General features: G+C 73.5%; 17 protein-coding genes and 2 tRNA genes. 5 read left to right on the forward strand and 14 right to left on the reverse strand.

Annotation, left to right across the window (positions count from 1 at the left end):
- Window positions 1-9: 9 nt before the first annotated feature.
- Window positions 10-495 carry a DUF3515 family protein gene (locus tag AC1DWH_RS18380; protein ID WP_477094903.1) on the forward strand — a complete coding sequence of 162 codons (486 nt, stop codon included), beginning with the start codon at window positions 10-12 and terminating at the stop codon, window positions 493-495.
- Window positions 496-510: 15 nt separating this feature from the next.
- Here AC1DWH_RS18380 and AC1DWH_RS18385 read toward each other — a convergent pair whose 3' ends face one another.
- Window positions 511-1587: a fatty acid desaturase family protein gene (locus AC1DWH_RS18385; protein WP_477094904.1), complete on the reverse strand. Its 1077-nt coding sequence runs from the start codon at window positions 1585-1587 to the stop codon at window positions 511-513.
- Between the two features lie 267 nt (window positions 1588-1854).
- A complete protein-coding gene (locus AC1DWH_RS18390) occupies window positions 1855-3024 on the reverse strand; it encodes a D-alanine--D-alanine ligase family protein (RefSeq protein ID WP_477094905.1) in 1170 nt (389 codons plus the stop codon).
- Between the two features lie 129 nt (window positions 3025-3153).
- On the opposite strand from AC1DWH_RS18390, the gene AC1DWH_RS18395 reads away from it, so the two are divergent.
- Window positions 3154-4311 (forward strand): trans-sulfuration enzyme family protein, encoded by a 1158-nt coding sequence (locus AC1DWH_RS18395; RefSeq protein ID WP_477094906.1) that lies wholly within the window; start codon window positions 3154-3156, stop codon window positions 4309-4311.
- Here AC1DWH_RS18395 and AC1DWH_RS18400 read toward each other — a convergent pair.
- The 6 genes from AC1DWH_RS18400 to leuC form a co-directional block, all read right to left on the reverse strand.
- On the reverse strand, window positions 4308-5360 hold the full coding sequence (locus AC1DWH_RS18400) for an NAD(P)H-dependent glycerol-3-phosphate dehydrogenase (protein ID WP_456846863.1): 1053 nt from the start codon (window positions 5358-5360) through the stop codon (window positions 4308-4310). The two genes, AC1DWH_RS18395 and AC1DWH_RS18400, sit on opposite strands and share 4 nt — an antisense overlap.
- Window positions 5357-6121 (reverse strand): lysophospholipid acyltransferase family protein, encoded by a 765-nt coding sequence (locus AC1DWH_RS18405; RefSeq protein ID WP_477094907.1) that lies wholly within the window; start codon window positions 6119-6121, stop codon window positions 5357-5359. The genes AC1DWH_RS18400 and AC1DWH_RS18405 overlap by 4 nt, the downstream gene beginning before the upstream one ends.
- Window positions 6122-6161: 40 nt before the next feature.
- The gene (gene murA, locus AC1DWH_RS18410; RefSeq protein ID WP_456846865.1) at window positions 6162-7490 is read right to left on the reverse strand and encodes a UDP-N-acetylglucosamine 1-carboxyvinyltransferase; all 1329 of its coding nucleotides are present in this window, start codon (window positions 7488-7490) and stop codon (window positions 6162-6164) included.
- Between the two features lie 110 nt (window positions 7491-7600).
- A complete protein-coding gene (locus AC1DWH_RS18415; protein WP_477094908.1) occupies window positions 7601-8200 on the reverse strand; it encodes an HU family DNA-binding protein in 600 nt (199 codons plus the stop codon).
- Between the two features lie 105 nt (window positions 8201-8305).
- Window positions 8306-8971, reverse strand: coding sequence for a 3-isopropylmalate dehydratase small subunit (leuD, locus tag AC1DWH_RS18420; protein WP_477094909.1), 666 nt, complete (start codon window positions 8969-8971; stop codon window positions 8306-8308).
- 35 nt (window positions 8972-9006) lie between these two features.
- The gene (gene leuC / locus AC1DWH_RS18425; protein WP_477094910.1) at window positions 9007-10461 is read right to left on the reverse strand and encodes a 3-isopropylmalate dehydratase large subunit; all 1455 of its coding nucleotides are present in this window, start codon (window positions 10459-10461) and stop codon (window positions 9007-9009) included.
- 106 nt (window positions 10462-10567) lie between these two features.
- Between leuC and AC1DWH_RS18430 the strand changes: the two genes are divergently transcribed.
- Both AC1DWH_RS18430 and AC1DWH_RS18435 read left to right on the forward strand, forming a co-directional pair.
- Window positions 10568-11287, forward strand: a complete 720-nt coding sequence (locus tag AC1DWH_RS18430) for an IclR family transcriptional regulator (protein WP_028046824.1) — start codon at window positions 10568-10570, stop codon at window positions 11285-11287.
- Entirely contained in the window at window positions 11287-11517 is a 231-nt protein-coding gene (locus tag AC1DWH_RS18435) for a hypothetical protein (protein WP_477094911.1), read from the forward strand. Before AC1DWH_RS18430 ends, AC1DWH_RS18435 begins: the two co-directional genes overlap by 1 nt.
- Window positions 11518-11568: 51 nt before the next feature.
- Here the strand turns inward: AC1DWH_RS18435 and AC1DWH_RS18440 are convergent.
- From AC1DWH_RS18440 to AC1DWH_RS18460, 5 genes are all read right to left on the reverse strand, one after another.
- Window positions 11569-11641 (reverse strand) — tRNA-Glu (locus AC1DWH_RS18440).
- A gap of 85 nt (window positions 11642-11726) precedes the next feature.
- Window positions 11727-11798 (reverse strand) — tRNA-Gln (locus tag AC1DWH_RS18445).
- A gap of 159 nt (window positions 11799-11957) precedes the next feature.
- Window positions 11958-12413, reverse strand: a complete 456-nt coding sequence (locus AC1DWH_RS18450; RefSeq protein ID WP_477094912.1) for a DUF6912 family protein — start codon at window positions 12411-12413, stop codon at window positions 11958-11960.
- A 36-nt stretch (window positions 12414-12449) separates the two neighbouring features.
- A complete protein-coding gene (locus AC1DWH_RS18455) occupies window positions 12450-13697 on the reverse strand; it encodes a CpaE/TadZ family protein (RefSeq protein ID WP_477094913.1) in 1248 nt (415 codons plus the stop codon).
- Window position 13698: 1 nt separating this feature from the next.
- Window positions 13699-14361 (reverse strand): hypothetical protein, encoded by a 663-nt coding sequence (locus AC1DWH_RS18460; protein WP_477094914.1) that lies wholly within the window; start codon window positions 14359-14361, stop codon window positions 13699-13701.
- A gap of 118 nt (window positions 14362-14479) precedes the next feature.
- Between AC1DWH_RS18460 and AC1DWH_RS18465 the strand changes: the two genes are divergently transcribed.
- Window positions 14480-14719: a helix-turn-helix domain-containing protein gene (locus tag AC1DWH_RS18465; RefSeq protein ID WP_477094915.1), complete on the forward strand. Its 240-nt coding sequence runs from the start codon at window positions 14480-14482 to the stop codon at window positions 14717-14719.
- 7 nt (window positions 14720-14726) lie between these two features.
- On the opposite strand, the gene AC1DWH_RS18470 is transcribed toward AC1DWH_RS18465, so the two are convergent.
- Complete coding sequence (locus tag AC1DWH_RS18470) at window positions 14727-15254, reverse strand: hypothetical protein (RefSeq protein ID WP_477094916.1); 528 nt, start codon at window positions 15252-15254, stop codon at window positions 14727-14729.
- Window positions 15255-15304: the final 50 nt, after the last annotated feature.

Here is a 15304-nt window from a genome sequence, read left to right on the forward strand (position 1 = left end):
CGTGACCGGGTGCCCCTGCTGCCCCCGAGCCGACGCCTGCCCGCCGCCGCCTCGGTGCTCGGGCTGACGCTCCTCGCCGGCTGTGCGAGCACCGTCCCGGCGCAGGTGGCCCCGCACGCGACGGACCCCGTGTGCGCGTCCGTGGTGCTGGCCATGCCCGACTCGCTGGGCGAGGGCCTCCCCCAGCGGGACACCACGGCGCAGGCGACGACGGCGTGGGGGGACCCGGCGACCCCGATCGTGCTGCGCTGCGGCGTCGAGCCCCTGGGGCCGACGACGGACCACTGCCAGACCGTCGAGACCCCCGGCGGCCCCAGCATCGACTGGGTGGTCGTCGAGGGTGACGACGGCGACTGGACGTTCACCACCTACGGCCGCGAGCCCGCGGTCGAGCTGCACATCCCGGCCGCGGTCGCGACGGAGCGCTCGACGTCCTTCGTGGACCAGCTGGGACCCGCGGTGGCCATGACCGAGCAGGTCAGGACCTGCCTGTAGGGAAGCGCCCGCCCGTCAGCGCCCGTACTGCGCCGCGACCGGGCAGTCGAACGCCGCACGGTCCGCCAGGCCGACGCGGTTGAGGTAGTCGACGACGATCTTGTACGACCGGAAGAACCCGACCTCGGTGTACTTGACGTCGAGCTTCTCGCAGTAGTCCCGGACGACCGGCTGCACGTGCTTGAGGTTCGGGCGCGGCATGCTGGGGAAGAGGTGGTGCTCGACCTGGTAGTTGAGCCCGCCCATCATGAAGTCGACGGCCAGCCCGCCCCGGATGTTCCGCGACGTCAGCACCTGCCGACGCAGGAAGTCGACCTTGAGCCCGGCGGGGATGATCGGCATGCCCTTGTGGTTGGGCGCGAACGACCCGCCCAGCAGCACGCCGAACAGGGCCATCTGCACCCCGATGAACGCCGCGGCCTTGCCGGGAGGCAGCAGCCAGAACAGCAGCCCGACGTACACCACCAGACGCGTCAGGACGATCGGCGCCTCGACCCACCGGTGCGGCACGGTCCCCTTGGCCAGCAGCAGCCGGACGCTCGACAGGTGCAGGCTCATGCCCTCGAGCGTGAGGAGCGGGAAGAAGAACCAGCCCTGGTTGCGGCCGAACCAGGCGCGCCAGCCGCTGCGGGTCTCGAGCGCGTCCTGGGTCCAGACGACGACGCCGGGCGCGATGTCCGGGTCCGCCCCCACCTGGTTGGGCGACGCGTGGTGCCGGTTGTGCTTGTTGCGCCACCACGTGTGGCTCAGGCCGACGAACCCGCCGGCCAGGATGCGGGAGGTCCAGTCGTTCCAGGGCCCGGACTTGAAGATCTGGCGGTGCGCGCTGTCGTGCCCGAGGAAGGCGATCTGCGTGAGCACGATCGCGAGCACGGCGGCGACGGCCAGCTGCCACCACGAGTTGCCGACGAGGACGACGGCCACCCACACGCCGGCGAACGCCAGCACGGCGGCGACGAGGCGCGTCCAGTAGTAGACGTAGCGGCGGCCCAGGAGGCCCGACTCGCGGACGTAGGCGGCCAGGGCCGAGTAGTCCTGCGTGGTGGCGGCACGCGCCGGAATGGGTGCCCCGGGCGACACAGTGGCGCTCATGCGCTCGCCTCGCGGGTAGTTTCGGCCTGCGGGACGAGCATGGAGTTCACCAGCGATCTACGTGAGCCGACGCTGCCTGCCGGCCGTGCGGCACACCCCGTTCCGGGGTGCGGAGGGGCGCGGAGCGTCCCGACGGTGATGGGGGGACGACCACCGCGGACGACGTCGTTGTCGGTCGCGGTCCACCACGAATGCCCTGAGGGTAGCCTGGCGCGCTGATTTTGGGCGTACGCCCACGCCCCCTGCCGACGTACATCGAGGGAACGTTCACCGCAGGCCGGTCGGACGCGCGAGCGCGAGCCGCAGCAGCTCGTCCACGAGCTCGGCGTAGCCGACCCCGGACGCCTCCCAGAGACGCGGGTACATGGAGTACGGCGTGAAGCCGGGCATCGTGTTGATCTCATTGACCACCACGCCGCCGTCCGGGGTGACGAAGACGTCCACCCGCGCGAGCCCCTCGCACCCGACCGCCTCGAACGTCCGCACCGCGGCGTCCTGCACGGCCGCGACGATGCCCTCGGGCAGGTCGGCGGGACAGGACAGCGTCACGCCGGCCTCGTCGAGGTACTTGGCCTCGAAGTCGTAGAACGCGTGCCGGGGGTCGACGACCAGGATCTCGCCCGGCAGCGACGCACGCGCCCGGTCCCCGTCGTGCCCGCCGAGCACGCCGCACTCGATCTCGCGCCCGACGATCGCGGCCTCGACGATGACCTTCGGGTCGTGCTCGGCCGCCGCGCGGATGGCCGCCGGCAGGTCCGGGAGATCGGTGACCCGCGAGATGCCCAGGCTGGATCCCGCGCGCGCGGGCTTGACGAACATCGGCAGCCCGAGCTCGGCGAGCCGCGCCGCCACCCCGTCGGGGTCGCGGTCGAGCTCACCGGGCTGGACCACCCGGAACGGCCCGACCGGCAGCCCGTGACCCGCCAGCACCAGCTTCATCATGTGCTTGTCCATGCCGACCGCCGACGCGAGCACCCCGGCGCCGACGTAGCGCACGTCGGCCAGCTCGAGCAGCCCCTGCAGCGTGCCGTCCTCGCCGAACGGACCGTGCAGCAGCGGGAAGACGACGTCGACCTCGCCGAGCACGCGGGGCAGGTGGCCCGGCTCGAGCACCTGCACGTCGCGGTCGTCGACGGCCTGCGGCAGCAGCACGTGCGCGGCGGTGTCCTCGACCTGCGGCAGGCGCCCGTCGACGATGGCCCAGCGGTCGGGATCGTCGTCCGCCAGCACCCAGCGGCCCGCGGGCGTGATGCCGACGGCCAGCACGTCGTAGCGGTCGCGGTCGATCGCGCGCAGCACGCCGCCGGCCGTGGCGCAGCTGATCGCGTGCTCGCCGGAGCGGCCGCCGAACAGGACCATCACGCGAGGGCGGCGACCGACCTCGGGGGTCGGCGCGGCGGTGTGGTCGTGGCCCGAGGGCTGGGAGGTGGCGTCCATCGCGCCCGACCCTACCTGGCGGCGGGGCCTCGGCCCGGCACGTCCGGGGCGTCGCCGGGACATCCGTGGGGCTGCCCACGGACCGCCCGGTGGGCGACCACCGCAGCACCCGACGGATATTCTGCGGCGGTGACCTCCGAGAGCACCGACGACCTCTCCCCCGCGACGCTCGTCGTGTCCGCCGGGCGGCCCCCGCGCACCCAGGGCGCCGCGGTGAACCCGCCCGTCATCCTGTCGTCGACGTTCGTCTCCCAGGGCGTCCCCGGTCCGGGCGAGCTGCTCTACGGCCGCATGGACGCCGACGCGTGGCACCCGTTCGAGCAGGCGCTCGGCACGCTCGAGGGGTCGACGCACCCCGCGCTGGTGTTCGGGTCGGGCATGGCGGCCATCGCCGCGGCCCTCTCGCTGGTGCCCCCGGGCGGCCGGCTCGTGCTGCCGCGCCACTCCTACCAGGTCACCCTCGGGTACGCCCACGACCTGCGGGAGCGCCTCGGGGTCGACGTCGAGCTGGTGGACATCGACGACACCGACGCGGTGCTCGCCGCGCTGCGGCAGCCCACGTCGATGCTCTGGGTCGAGACGCCGACCAACCCCATGCTCGAGGTCGCGGACCTCCCGGTGCTGGTCGAGGCAGCGCACGCGGCGGGCGCGCTGGTGGGCGTCGACAACACGTTCGCGACGCCCCTGGTGCAGCGGCCGTTCGAGCACGGCGCGGACGTCGTCGTGCACTCGGTGACCAAGTACCTGGCGGGCCACACGGACGTCGTGCTCGGCGCCGCCCTGGCCGACGACGACGACCTGCACGCCCGGCTCCACGCGTACCGCACCCTGCACGGGTCGATCGCCGGACCGTTCGAGGTCTGGCTCGCGCTGCGCGGCCTGCGCACCCTGTCGCTGCGCGTGGAGCGCGCGCAGGCCAACGCCGCCGAGCTGGCGCGCCGGCTCAGCGAGCACCCGGCCGTCGCCGAGGTCCGGCACCCGAGCCTGCCCGCCGACCCGGGCCACGAGCGCGCGGCGCGGCTGATGGACGGCTTCGGCGCGATCATCGGCCTGCGGCCCGTCGGCGGACCCGAGGCCGCCGACGCGGTGGTCGCGGCGCTGCGGCTGTGGGTGCCGGCGACCAGCCTCGGCGGGGTGGAGTCGAGCCTCGAGCGTCGCCGCCGGTTCGCCACCGAGTCCGTCACCGTCCCCGAGGACCTGCTGCGGATGTCGGTCGGCATCGAGGACGTCGAGGACCTCTGGCGCGACCTCGACCAAGCGCTGACCCGGTCGAGAGGGACCCTCTAGACGCCCTCGGCCTTGTGCGGCCGGGCGAGCAGCAGGGAGGCGAGCTGGTCGACCGGCAGCCCCTCGTGCAGCACCTTGACCACGGCGGACGTGATCGGCATCTCGACGCCCAGGGTCGTCGCCAGCTCCAGCACGGAGCGGCTCGACTTCACGCCCTCGGCCGTGCCCCCGGTGGCGGCGATCGCCTCGTCCAGGGTCATGCCGCGGCCGATGTGCCCGCCCAGCGTGTGGTTGCGTGAGTCGGGCGACGCGCAGGTCGCCATGAGGTCTCCCAGGCCCGCGAGGCCCGGGAACGTGTCGGCGTCGGCGCCGAGCGCCAGGCCGAGCCGCGTGATCTCGACCAGGCCGCGGGTGATGACCGTGGCCATCGTGTTGTAGCCCAGGCCGCGGCCCTGCGAGATGCCGACGGCCAGCGCGATGACGTTCTTCACGGCACCGCAGAGCTCCACGCCGACGACGTCGTCGTTCGTGTACGGGCGGAAGTAGGCGGACGCGCACGCGCGGGCCACCAGCTGCGCGGTCGCCTCGTCCGTCGAGGCCACCACGGTGGCGGTCGGCTGGCGGTGCGCGATCTCCAGGGCGAGGTTGGGGCCCGAGACCACGGCGACGCGGCCCGCCGGGATGCCGAGGGACTCCGCGACGACCTCGCTCATGCGGCGGTCGGTCGACAGCTCGACGCCCTTCATCAGGGAGACGGCGACGGCGTGCGGGGCGACGGCGTCGGCCAGCGGGGTGAGGGTGGCTCGGGCGCTCTGCGACGGGATCGCGACCGCGACGATGTCGGCGCCCGCCAGCGCGGCCCGGACGTCGTGGGTCGCCGTGACCCGCGCCGGGAGCGCGACACCTGGCAGGTACGCCTCGTTGCGGTGCTCGTCGGCGATCTGCCGGCAGACCGCCTCGTCGCGACCCCAGACCGTGACGTCGCAGCCGGCGTCGGCCATGACGGCCGCGAACGTGGTGCCCCACGCGCCGGCGCCCAGCACGGCGGCGCGCAACCGGGGAGCGCCGGGGACTGCGGGCCGCTCCTCGGCCACCTGGTCCGCCGTCACGGCAGCTCGGGGTGGGTCGCGTGGTCGCCGCCGACCCTCTTCTCGCCCGGCGCGGGCGGCTTGCGCATGTCGTACCGGACCGTCGGCGGTTCCTCGCCGCGGATCTCCTGCAGCTGCGCGGTGATCGCTGCCATGACGCGCTCGGTGGCCTCGCGCAGCGTCTTGGTGTCCTGCGGGCGGTCGTACAGGTCGTCGAGGTACACCGGCGGGCCCGCCACGACCGTCACCAGCTTGCGCGGGATGGGCCTGAGCAGCTTCCCGTAGCGGGGCAGCAGCGTCTGCGCGCCCCACTGGGCCACCGGGACGACGGGCGCCCGGGTGCTGAGCGCCAGGCGGGCGATGCCCGTCTTGCCGACCATCGGCCACAGGTCCGGGTCGCGCGTCAGGGTCCCCTCCGGGAAGACCGCGACCGCGTCGCCGGCCTCGATCGCCGCGATCCCCGCGTTGAGCGAGTCCCCGGCCGACGTCGTGTTCCGGTACACCGGGATCTGCCCGGTCGCGCGCAGGACTCCGCCGAGCACGGGCACCTTGAACAGCGGCGCCTTGGCCAGGATCTTCGGGGCGTACCCGTTGTCCCACAGGAAGTGCGCGAACGTCAGCGGATCGATGTTCGTCATGTGGTTCGACGCGACGATGAACCCGCCCTCGGTCGGGAGGTTCTCGGTGCCGCTCCAGTCGCGGCGCGTCATGGCGAGCATCAGGGGACGCACGATGCGCGCGACGTTGCGGTAGGCGCGATTGGATCTGGCCGGCGGATGCACGGGAGCAGATGCTACCGGGCGGCCGGCGCGGACCGGACGCTCACGCCCGCGTGAGCTCGCGGCTGAACTCGGCGCCCAGGGCCTCGAGCTTCTGCGTGAACCGCTCGTAGCCGCGGTCGATCAGGCTGATCCCCCGCACGGACGAGGTGCCCTTGGCCGTCAGGGCGGCGATGAGATGGCTGAACCCGCCGCGCAGGTCCGGCACCTCGATGTCGGCCGCGGACAACGGCGTCGGCCCGGAGATGACCGCCGAGTGGTAGAAGTTGCGCTGCCCGAACCGGCACGGCCGGCCCCCCAGGCACTCCTTGTAGACCTGGATCGTCGCGCCCATGCCCACCAGCGCGTCCGCGAAGCCGAAGCGGTTCTCGTAGACGGTCTCGTGCACGATCGACAGGCCCTTGGCCTGCGTGAGCGCGACGACCAGCGGCTGCTGCCAGTCCGTCATGAACCCCGGGTGCACGTCAGTCTCGAGCGTGATCGAGCGCAGGTCGCCGCCGGGGTGGAAGAACCGGATCCCGTCGTCGTCGATGGCGAACTCGCCGCCCACCTTGCGGAACGTGTTGAGGAACGTCGTCATCTCGGGCTGCGTGGCGCCGCGGACGAAGATGTCGCCGCCCGTCGCCAGGGCCGCCGATGCCCAGGACGCCGCCTCGATGCGGTCCGACAGCGCCGTGTGCCGGAACCCGACCAGCCGGTCGACGCCCTCGATCCGGATCACCCGGTCGGTGTCGACGGAGATCATCGCGCCCATCTTCTGCAGCACGTTGATGAGATCCATGATCTCGGGCTCGATCGCCGCGTTGGACAGCTCGGTGATGCCCTCGGCGCGCACGGCGGTGAGCAGCAGCTGCTCGGTGGCCCCGACGCTGGGGTACGGCAGCGCGATCTTGGTGCCCTGGAGGCGCCGCGGCGCGCGGATGTGGATGCCGTTGTCGGTCTTCTCCACGACCGCGCCGAACTGCCGCAGGATGTCGAGGTGGTAGTTGATCGGCCGGTCGCCGATCCTGCAGCCGCCGAGGTCGGGGATGAACGCCTCGCCCAGCCGGTGCAGCAGCGGGCCGCAGAACAGGATCGGGATGCGGCTCGAGCCCGCGTGCGTGTCGATGTCCGCGACGTGGGCCGACTCGACGTCCGTCGGGTCGAGGTGCAGGACCCCGGCCTCGGCGTCCGCGTCGACCTTGACCCCGTGGAGCTCGAGCAGGCCCGTCACCACGGCGACGTCGCGGATCTGCGGCACGTTGCGCAGCACGCTGGGCGTCTCCCCCAGCAGCGCCGCGACCATCGCCTTGGAGACGAAGTTCTTGGCGCCGCGCACGGTGATCTCGCCCGAGAGGGGGTTGCCACCGTTGACGTACAGCAGATCCGTCATGGAAAGGTCGGTCATCGAACCATCGTCTCCCACGCGCTGGGGTGCTCCCGACCGTCCGGGCTCCGGCGCGCCGAGGCCGTGCGGAACCTTCACACGGTCCGCCGTCGGGATTACTTCTTCTTGGTGTGGCCCTTGCCGGACTTCTTCTTGGCTGCGGCCTTCGCCTTGGCCTTCTTGGCGTCGGCCCGCTTCTTCGCGTCGGCCTTCTTCGCGGCGTCGGCCCGCTTCTTGACGTCGGCCTTCTTCGCCTCGGCCTTCGCCTTGGCCTTCGGTGTGGCCTTCGTCTTCGCCGACGCCTTGGTCGTGGCCTTCGGCTTCACGGCCGCCGTCGACGGAGCCGCGGCGGGGGCGGGGGCTGTCGGCGCGGGCGCCTCTGCCGCGGCGAGGCCCTGCAGCGAGCCCAGGTCCGCGACGGCGCCGAGCGGCTCGCCGGATCCGGCGGCCACCCGTGCCCGCAGGCCGGCGCCGGGGTGGAACCGGGCGACGGTCGTCGCCGCCACCTCCAGCGTCTCCCCCGTGCGGGGGTTGCGCGCGGTGCGGGCCGCGCGGCCGGCGGCCTCGAACGTGCCGAACCCGGTCAGCGTCACCCGCTCCCCGGCGGCCAGGGCCGACGTGATCTCGTCGAGCACCGCCTCGACGGCGGCGAGCGCGGCGGTCTTGGTCGCCCCCCGAGCGGCGATCCGGTCAGCGATCTGCGACTTGCCCGGCATGGTCGTCCTCTCTCGGCCGGCGCTCCGGTGCGCCGTGGCCCGCAGACACGCTATCGACTGCGGCCGTCCGGCGGGTCCCCTCGGAGGCGACCCGCCGGACCGACGTCAGGCGCGGCGGCCGATCTCGACCGGCACGCCGGCCGGCCGGGCGGCCACGATCTCGACGGGCGGCAGGTGCTTGGCGGGCAGCGTCGCCGGGCGCCACGCCTCGCGACGGGCCTCGAAGGCCGAGATCTCGTCGGCGTGCTCGAGCGTCAGGCCGATGTCGTCGAGACCCTCCATCAGGCGCCAGCGCGTGTAGTCGTCGACCTGGAACGGCACCACGACGTCGTCGCACGTGATCGTCTTCGACTCGAGGTCGACCGTGACCTCGGTGCCCGGACGGGTCTCGAGGATCTTCCAGATCAGCTCGATGTCCTCCTGCGACGCCTGCGCCGCGAGCAGCCCCTGCTTGCCGGAGTTGCCGCGGAAGATGTCCGCGAAGCGGTTCGAGATGACGACCTTGAAGCCGTAGTCCTTGAGCGCCCAGACGGCGTGCTCGCGCGACGAGCCGGTGCCGAAGTCGGGACCGGCGACGAGCACCGAGCCGGACCTGTAGGCGTCCTGGTTGAGGATGAACGCCGGGTCACCGCGCCAGGCGGCGAACAGCGCGTCCTCGAACCCCGTGCGCGTCACGCGCTTGAGGTAGACGGCCGGGATGATCTGGTCGGTGTCCACGTTGCTGCGCCGCAGCGGGACGCCGACGCCGGTGTGCTGACTGAACTTCTCCATGGCTGTGTCTCTTTCTCGGTTCCCGAGTTCCGTGGTCAGACCGTCTGGAGGTCGGTGAGGGGGCTGCCGTCGGGCGTGGGCGCCCCCGTGGCGAGGTCGGCGTACGACGAGAGCGTGCCGCGGATGGCGGTCGCGGCGGCGACGAGCGGCGAGACCAGGTGCGTGCGGCCGCCCTTGCCCTGCCGACCCTCGAAGTTGCGGTTCGACGTCGACGCCGAGCGCTCCCCCGGGGCGAGCTGGTCGGGGTTCATGCCCAGACACATGGAGCAGCCGGCGTTGCGCCACTCCGCACCGAAGTCGAGGAAGATCTTGTCGAGCCCCTCGGCCTCGGCCTGCAGGCGCACGCGAGCCGAGGCGGGCACCACCAGGACGCGGACGTCCTCGGCCTTGTGCTTGCCCTGGACGACCTTGGCGACGGAGCGCAGGTCCTCGATGCGGCCGTTGGTGCACGAGCCGATGAAGACCGTGTCGACCTTGATCTCGCGCAGCGGCTGGCCGGGCGTCAGGCCCATGTACTCGATGGCCCGCTCGGCGGCGCCGCGCTCGTCGGCGTCGGCGATCTCCTCCGGCACCGGCACCGAGCCCGACAGCGGCAGGCCCTGCCCGGGGTTGGTGCCCCACGTGACGAACGGCTCGAGGTCCTCCGCCTTGAGCACGACCTCGACGTCGAACTCGGCGTCGTCGTCGGTCCTCAGCGTGCTCCAGTACGCCACCGCGGCGTCCCAGTCGGCACCCTCGGGCGCGTGCGGGCGGCCCTGGAGGTAGTCGAACGTGGTCTGGTCGGGCGCGATCATGCCCGCGCGGGCGCCGGCCTCGATCGACATGTTGCAGACGGTCATGCGGGCTTCCATCGACAGCGCGCGGATGGCCTCGCCGCGGTACTCGAGCACGTAGCCCTGACCGCCACCGGTGCCGATCTTGGCGATGATCGCCAGGATGATGTCCTTGCTGGTGGCGCCCGCGGGCAGCTCGCCGTCGACCGTGATGGCCATCGTCTTGAACGGGGCCAGCGGCAGCGTCTGCGTGGCCAGCACGTGCTCGACCTCGCTGGTGCCGATGCCGAACGCGAGGGCGCCGAACGCGCCGTGCGTCGACGTGTGCGAGTCACCGCACACGACGGTCAGGCCCGGCTGCGTCAGGCCCAGCTGCGGTCCCACCTGGTGGACGATCCCCTGGTCGGCGTCGCCGAGCGAGTGGATGCGGACGCCGAACTCGGCGGCGTTGTTGCGCAGCGTCTGGATCTGCGTGCGGCTCGTCTCGTCGGCGATCGGCCGGTCGATGTCGAGCGTGGGGGTGTTGTGGTCCTCGGTCGCCAGCGTCAGGTCCGGGCGGCGGACCGGGCGACCCGCGAGGCGCAGGCCCTCGAACGCCTGCGGGCTCGTCACCTCGTGCACGAGGTGGAGGTCGATGTAGAGGAGGTCAGGCGCGCCGTCCGTGCCCCGTCGCACGACGTGCGCGTCCCAGACCTTCTCCGCCAACGTGCCGGCCATCTTCTCGGTCCGTTCTCTCGTTCGATCTCTCGGCCAGGAGTGTGGTTTTCCCGGCTCGTCTGCCGTCGTACTTGCATCTCAGCCTTCGAGACGCCAATATCGACCTATGGACAACTCTAGCGGAGTCGGCGTGCTGGACAAGGCCGCGTCCGTTCTCAGCGCTCTCGAGGCGGGACCGGCCACCCTCGCACAGCTCGTCACCGCCACCCATCTTGCTCGCCCGACGGCCCACCGGCTGGCCGTGGCGCTCGAGCACCACCGACTGGTCGCCCGCGACATGCAGGGTCGGTTCGTGCTCGGACCGCGCCTCTCGGAGCTCGCGACGGCCGCCGGCGAGGACCGCCTGCTCGCCGCCGCCGGCCCCGTGCTGGCCGCGCTGCGCGACCACACCGGCGAGAGCGCACAGCTCTACCGGCGCCAGGGCGACCAGCGCATCTGCGTCGCCGCGGCCGAGCGGCCCATCGGCCTGCGCGACTCGATCCCGGTCGGCGCCACGCTGACGATGCACGCGGGCTCCGCGGCGCAGATCCTGCTCGCGTGGGAGGAGCCGGACCGCCTGCACCGCGGCCTGCAGGGCGCCAAGTTCACGGCCACGATCCTCTCCGGCGTCCGTCGCCGCGGCTGGGCGCAGTCGGTCTCGGAGCGCGAGGTCGGCGTCGCGTCGGTGTCCGCCCCCGTGCGCGGACCGTCGGGCCGGATCGTCGCCGCCGTGTCCGTGTCCGGACCGCTCGAGCGGCTCTCCCGGCAGCCGGGCCGGCTGCACGCCGCCGCGGTCGTCTCGGCGGCCAACCGGCTGACCGAGGTCCTGCGCCGCACGGCCGACTGATGGCCGTGCGGGGTGCCGCCGCCGCGCGACGCCGCCTGCGCCGTCGCGTGGCCGTCATCTGCTTCGTCGTCGGGCTCGTCGTCGGCGCGGTCCTCGCCCTGCTGGGCGGGGGCAGCGCGGTCGATGCCGTCATCACCGGCCTCTTCATCGGCGCGCTCGCGGCGGTGATCGGCTCGATCGTCGTCGCCGTGCTGCCGACGTCGAGCCACGGCCCGCCCGGGCAGCACTGATCCAGGAACGCAGAAGGCCCGGTCACCGTGGTGACCGGGCCTTCGTGTACGTACCCCCGACCGGATTCGAACCGGCGCTACCGCCGTGAGAGGGCGGCGTGCTAGGCCGCTACACAACGGGGGCCTATACGCTGCGAGGCCCTGGGGCCTCGCTTGCGAGTGAACACTCTACCCGATCCTCCGAGGAGGTCGGACCAGCGGTGCTCGCGCTGGGGTACCAGGACTCGAACCTAGACTAACTGAACCAGAATCAGTCGTGCTGCCAATTACACCATACCCCATGGGGGTATGACCCCCGGAGCTCGAGAGTCGCCTGGCGGGGCGGACCTTCGTGCATCCGGACGTCGTACCGGCGGTGAACACTACCCGAGCGTCGGGGCCGGGTCCAACTGGCTCCGCCGCTGGGGCCCGTTCGTGACGAAGGCCACGGACGGACCGGCTCAGCGCGGGATGCCCGCCAGCTCGGACGCGTCGTACCAGAGCAGGTCACGCTCGTCGAGGCGGTCGACGGCGGCCTCGTCCCCACCGGCCGCGAGCACGACGTCGGGCGCCGCACCCGGCTCGTCGACGTGCACGCAGATGACGTCGGACTGCTCGACCGACCGCACCAGCTCGACCGCGCTCGGCACGTCCTCGTCGTCGGTCACCGGCTCGATGGCCGAGTCCGCGACGTCGACGGACACGACCAGGCGCAGCTGCGGCGCGGCCCGATGCGTCGCGAGGTGCTCGAGCGAGTCGTCGGCCGCCGCGAGCTGCGCCGCGAACTCCAGGCCCTCGTCGTCCTCGTCGGGGAACAGCGCGCGCAGGGCTGGCGTCACGGCGTGCGCGCGGCGCGCCGACAGCGGTCCTGCCGCGGGGTCGAGCTGGTCCAGCGAGGCCGGGAGATAGATGCGCACGTGGCCAGTGTGCCGCCCGCGACGTCGCCCGGCCGGTCAGACGCGCGCGGGCTCCCCCACCAGGAGCGCGTCGACGCGGGCTGCCACGCCGGCCAGCGCACGGCGGACGGGCGACCCCGGTGCGACCTCACGCACCGTGCGCGCCTCGAGCAGCGCCGTGTCCACGGCCGCGCGGTCCTCGGGCACGAGGAGCGCGTCCGTGACCCCCGCGTACCGTGCGAGGGCCCGACCCACGGCCTCGGCCGGCTTGGGACCCGCGACGGTCGCCCGGACGCGGTTGACCAGCACCAGCCGGGTCCCGTCGAGGCCGAGGTCGGACAGCTCCCCCAGGCCCCGCACGAGCCGCTGGATCCCCACCGGGTCCGCCGCGCCGACCACCACGACGGCGTCCGCGGCCTCGAGGGCGCTCAGCGTGGCCGCGTTGCGGCGCGGAGCCCTCGTGTCGTAGCTCAGCACCTCGTCCTGCTCGAGGCAGAAGCCGCAGTCGACCACGGTCCACTGCGCGAGCCCGCGCGCGACCGACCAGACCGCGTCGAGCGACGACGACGGGAGCTCGGGCCAGCGGTCCGCCCGCGAGATGCCCGAGAGCACGCGCAGGTTGGAGGCGATCGTCGGGGTCAGCCGGGCCAGCGTGGTCAGGTCGAGCGTCCCCTGACCCGCCGCGCGGGCCGCCGCCGCGAGGCCCGGTGCCTCGTCGAGCATGCCGACCACCTGCGCGACGCACCCGCCGTACGTGTCGGCGTCGACCAGCAGCGTCCGGCGACCCGCGGCAGCCAGCTCGGCGGCCAGGTTCACCGCGACGGTCGTCCGGCCCGGCGCGCCCGTCGGACCCCACACCGCCACGACGAGCCCGCGAGCGGGACGTCGGACGGTCTGCTCGTCGGGGAACGCCGGTGCCGGTGTCCCGTCGTCGGGCGCGCTGCCGAGGACCGCGAGCGCGTCGCGCAGCATCGCCTGGGCGGAGTCGTCGTCGTGCGGCGCCACGGCCACGACATCGGCGCCCAGGGCAGCGAGCCGCTCGCCGAGCCACGGGCGTGCCGCGTCGCCGATCCCGACCACGCGGACCCCCGAACGGTGCAGGAGCTCGACGGCCTCGCGGTCGAGGAGGTCGAGGTCCCCCGAGACCACCGCCAGCCTGCCGAGCCCGGCCTCGGCCGCCGCGAGCAGCTCGGTGAGGTCGGCGCAGCGGCGGGTCACGCTCAGCCGGCCTCCGGTCCGCTCGACGGCCTGCACGATGATCGACTCGGCAGGGCCCCGCACGGCGCACAGCACCCCGAACGTCACGTCAGCCTCCCGTACCCGGGACGGGCACCACGTCGACGGTGCCGTCCGCGGCGAGGGCGGTCAGGATCACCGGCAGGACGTCCGTGGGGACCAGCACCTGGACCGAGCTCCCGCCCGAGGCCCGGAACGCCCCGGTCGGCGTCGTCACCTCCGCCACCGTGAGCCCCCCGGCCAGCTGCCGGGGCTCCCCCGGCGCCGCGTCGTCGTCCGGGGCCGGCGGCGTGAACCACACGTCGACGAGCGCACCCGGTGCGACCTCCCGCGACGGCGCGCGCGTCAGGGTGATCGAGACCGGGCGAAGGTCCAGGTCGGCGGCCGAGCCGACCGCGGAGGCGGGCACCAGCTCGCCGCGTCCGACGGCCCGCACGACCACGACGTCCGCGGCCGTCGGCCGGTCCGCCCGCAGGTAGTGGTCGAGGTTCACGGTGCCCAGCCGCACGTCGACGACCGCGAGCTCGTCGGCGGAGACCGTGTCTCCCGGCACCAGCGCGGCCCGCGTCACGTAGACGGGGACCGTCGCCTGGGCCGTCCGGACCGCCCACGAGCCCAGCAGCACCGACGCCGCGACCATCGCGATCCCCGCCAGCAGCCGCGGGTCGCGCCAGCCGGGCCGCCGCAAGCGCGCCGCCACCGGAGCGGGCAGGTCGATCACGCTCGTGTCCATCGACTCTCCAGGTTCGTCGCGCGCAGGCTCGGACGGCCATCCTGCCGCGTCCAGGACCCGGCGGAGGGAGCATTGTGGACAAACCGGTCCGGGCGCCAGCGCGTGCCACACTTCGAGCATGCCTTCGAGGTTCCTGACCCTCGCGGACGTCACCGAGGAGCTCAACATCTCGGCGCCGCAGGCCTATGCGCTCGTCCGGTCCGGTGAGCTGCCCGCCATCCAGATCGGTGGTCGGCTGCAGTGGCGCGTCGAGTCCACCGAGCTGGAGAAGTACATCCAGCGGATGTACGAGCAGACCCGCGCCCGCATCGCGAGCGACGGCCGCGCGACCGACGCCGCCGACGACGCCTCGGACTGACCGCGCGTCAGGCGCCCGACCGGACCACCCGGAGCGTGGCGAACGTGACCGCCCACGCGCCGCGACCGGCTCCGCCGACGTCGGCGAGGTCGAGGTGGTCGGCACCCACGCGCTCGATCCGGCCGGTGAGCTCCGCCCCTCCGGCGTCCACCCGGACGACGACGCGGTCGCGCGCGAGCGCGCGCAGAGCATGACCCAGCCTCAGTCGCGCCCCGACCGTGCCCGTGGCCGGGGCGGCGTGCTCCGCGAGGCCGTCGACGGCCGCCACGGCACCGAGCGGGACCAGCGCCCGACGCACCGGTGACGTCGCCACGAGGAGCCACTCGGTGGTCGCGTCCACGAGGTCGCCCTCGACGGTGTCGCCGCCGACGACGAGCACGCGCACCGGCCGCCCCACCGACGAGAGCACCCGCGCGTCGAGCCCCACCGAGGCACGCTCGGCCCGCGCGAGCTCGGCGACGTCCGCCCGCACGTCCGCGAGCCGGCCCGCCGCCAGCTGGGCTTCCATGTCCGCGAAGAGCGCCTCCCACCGCATGGGAGCACCGTAGTGTCGCGGGTCGCGCTGATGTGCCGGCTCGACAGGTT

It is taken from the genome of Cellulomonas sp. P2_F12 (assembly GCF_056403775.1).